Source organism: Dehalococcoidales bacterium (assembly GCA_028716225.1).
In the GTDB taxonomy this organism is placed as follows: Bacteria; Chloroflexota; Dehalococcoidia; order Dehalococcoidales; family UBA5760; genus UBA5760.
The window spans coordinates 1-2,798 of sequence record JAQUQE010000139.1; the positions used below are offsets into that span (position 1 = coordinate 1).

Sequence of the window (2,798 nt, forward strand, 5' to 3'; positions counted from 1 at the left end):
TCGTTGAGACAGTGCCCAAATCGTTACGCCATTCGTGCGGGTCGGAACTTACCCGACAAGGAATTTCGCTACCTTAGGACCGTTATAGTTACGGCCGCCGTTTACTGGGGCTTTGGTCAGAAGCTTCGCCTTGCGACTAACCCCCTTCCTTGACCTTCCAGCACCGGGCAGGCGTCAGTCCCTATACATCATCTTGCGATTTAGCAGAGACCTGTGTTTTTAGTAAACAGTCGCTTGGGCCGTTTTATTGCAGCCTCTTCGAGCTTGTCTGAGTGAATCAGACTCACCCTGGTGAGGCACTCCTTCTCCCGAAGTTACGGAGTCATTTTGCCGAGTTCCTTAACGAGGGTTCTCTCGAGCGCCTTGGTATTCTCTACCTACCTACCTGTGTCGGTTTTAGTACGGATGCCCTCTGTTCTGGTTAGAGGTTTTTCTTGCCAGTGTGGGATCGATCAGTTCGCCGCCGTAGCAGCTCCCCATCACCTCTTGAGGTTAACAAAGAGACGGATTTGCCTGTCTCTTCCCTCTACGGGCTTGGACACGGAACTTTTATCGTGCTGACCTACCCTCCTGGGTCACCCCATCACTCAATAGCGAACAGATGGCAGTACCGGAATATTAACCGGTTGTCCATCGCCTACGCCTTTCGGCCTGAGCTTAGGCCCGACTAACCCTGGGCGGATTTACCTTCCCCAGGAAACCTTAGGTTTTCGGCGGGCAAGATTCTCACTTGCCTTATCGTTACTCATGCCGGCATTCTCACTTCTCTCTGGTCCAGGCCTCCTTTCGGTAACCCTTCTGCCCTGAGAGAACGCTCCCCTACCCCTGGTATACAAGATACCAAGCCATAGCTTCGGTGGCAGACTTGAGCCCCGTACATTTTTCGGTGCAGAATCACTTAACCAGTAAGCTGTTACGCACTTTTTAAATGGTGGCTGCCTCTAAGCCAACATCCTGGCTGTCTGGGTAATTCAACTTCCTTTACCACTTAGTCTACACTTGGGGACCTTAGCTTATGGTCTGGGCTGTTTCCCTTTCGACTACGGAGCTTATCCCCCGCAGTCTGACTCCCAGATTAGTAACTATGGCATTCGGAGTTTGATTGGATTCAGTAACCTGGTAAGGCCCCTAGTCCATTCAGTGCTCTACCTCCATAGCACAACATCTGAGGCTAGCCCTAAAGCTATTTCGGGGAGAACCAGCTATATCCGGGTTTGATTGGCCTTTCACCCCCATCCACAGCTCATCCCCTAATTTTTCAACATTAGTGGGTTCGGGCCTCCGCCTGCGTTCAGACAGGTTTCACCCTGGCCATGGATAGATCACCCGGTTTCGGGTCTACGTCAACCAACTAAATCGCCCTATTCAGACTCGCTTTCGCTACGGCTCCGCAGCAGATGCTGCTTAACCTGGCTGGTTGGCGTAACTCGCCGGCTCATTCTACAAAAGGCACGCGGTCACACCTGCCTCTGGCAAGCCAGGGGCAATGGTGCTTCCACTGCTTGTAGGTATACGGTTTCAGGTACTATTTCACTCCCCTTCCGGGGTACTTTTCACCTTTCCCTCACGGTACTAGTTCACTATCGGTTACCAGTTAGTATTTAGCCTTGGGAGGTGGTCCTCCCGGTTTCACACAGGGCTTCACTTATCCCGTGCTACTCGGGAACCTGATAGCGAGAGATCAATCTCTTTCGCCTAAGGGACTATCACCCGCTCTGGTGGAGTTTTCCAAGCTCACTTGGGCTAGAGAGTGATTTTGTAACTCTCTCTCTTCTTGTCAGCAAAGAGATATCAGGCCCCACAACGCGCAGGAGGCAACGCCTGACAGCTATTAGACCTCTTGCGTTTGGGCTCATCCCCTTTCGCTCGCCGCTACTTAGGGAATCGTTATTACTTTCTCTTCCTGGGGGTACTAAGATGTTTCAATTCCCCCCGTTTCGCCTCCTGACCCTATGTATTGAGGTCAGGATACCCGAGGTTTACTCGGGTGGGTTTCCCCATTGGGAGATCCCCGGATCAAAGCCTGCTTACGGCTCCCCGAGGCTTATCGCAGTTAACCACGTCCTTCATCGCCTTCTGGTACCAAGGCATCCGCCGTATACCCTTTTCAACTTGACCGTACCTCTATAAAATTAATAATATTAAACTACTTGCTACCTATTTATGTGATTTTCAAAGAACAAAAAACGTATAACCATAATACTTTTTGATTTTTAGTTTTTGGTAATAAATTCAGGTCTATATTTATAGCTGATAAAGCTTGTTATTCGCTCATTGCTAATTATTTATAAAAATTTATGAGGGCTACGATGATACGATGAATAGTATTGACATGACATGCTTTCAGCATATCACACGATGATAACATATACAGTCGATATATACTGTAGCCTATGCTCTGAATCAGTAGTGTTTCCTGCATTCTGTTAAACTCTTTTACTAAATACATGCTACTGATGACTGAATTATATGGCATACGTAGTACTTTTTACGTTATACCTGTTTAAAAGCTGGTGGAGATGAGCGGGATTGAACCGCTGGCCTCCGCCGTGCAAGGGCGGCGCTCTCCCTGCTGAGCTACATCCCCAAAATGGTGGGCCTTCCTGGAGTTGAACCAGGCACCTCACGCTTATCAGGCGTGCGCTCTAACCAACTGAGCTAAAGGCCCAAAATTAGCACCCAGCCATCGACCATTTTCTCCTTAGAAAGGAGGTGATCCAGCCGCACCTTCCGATACGGCTACCTTGTTACGACTTCACCCCAATCGCTCGCCATACCCTCGGTACCTTCCTCCCCGA

At 49.5% G+C, this 2,798-nt stretch carries 2 tRNA genes and 2 rRNA genes; all 4 read right to left on the reverse strand.

What is annotated here, in order from left to right:
- Window positions 1–2,118, reverse strand: a 23S ribosomal RNA gene (locus tag PHI12_14885); the annotation flags it as partial.
- 393 nt (window positions 2,119–2,511) lie between these two features.
- A tRNA-Ala gene (locus PHI12_14890) sits at window positions 2,512–2,587 on the reverse strand.
- Between the two features lie 4 nt (window positions 2,588–2,591).
- A tRNA-Ile gene (locus PHI12_14895) sits at window positions 2,592–2,668 on the reverse strand.
- 37 nt (window positions 2,669–2,705) lie between these two features.
- Window positions 2,706–2,798: ribosomal RNA gene (locus tag PHI12_14900) — 16S ribosomal RNA — on the reverse strand; the annotation flags it as partial.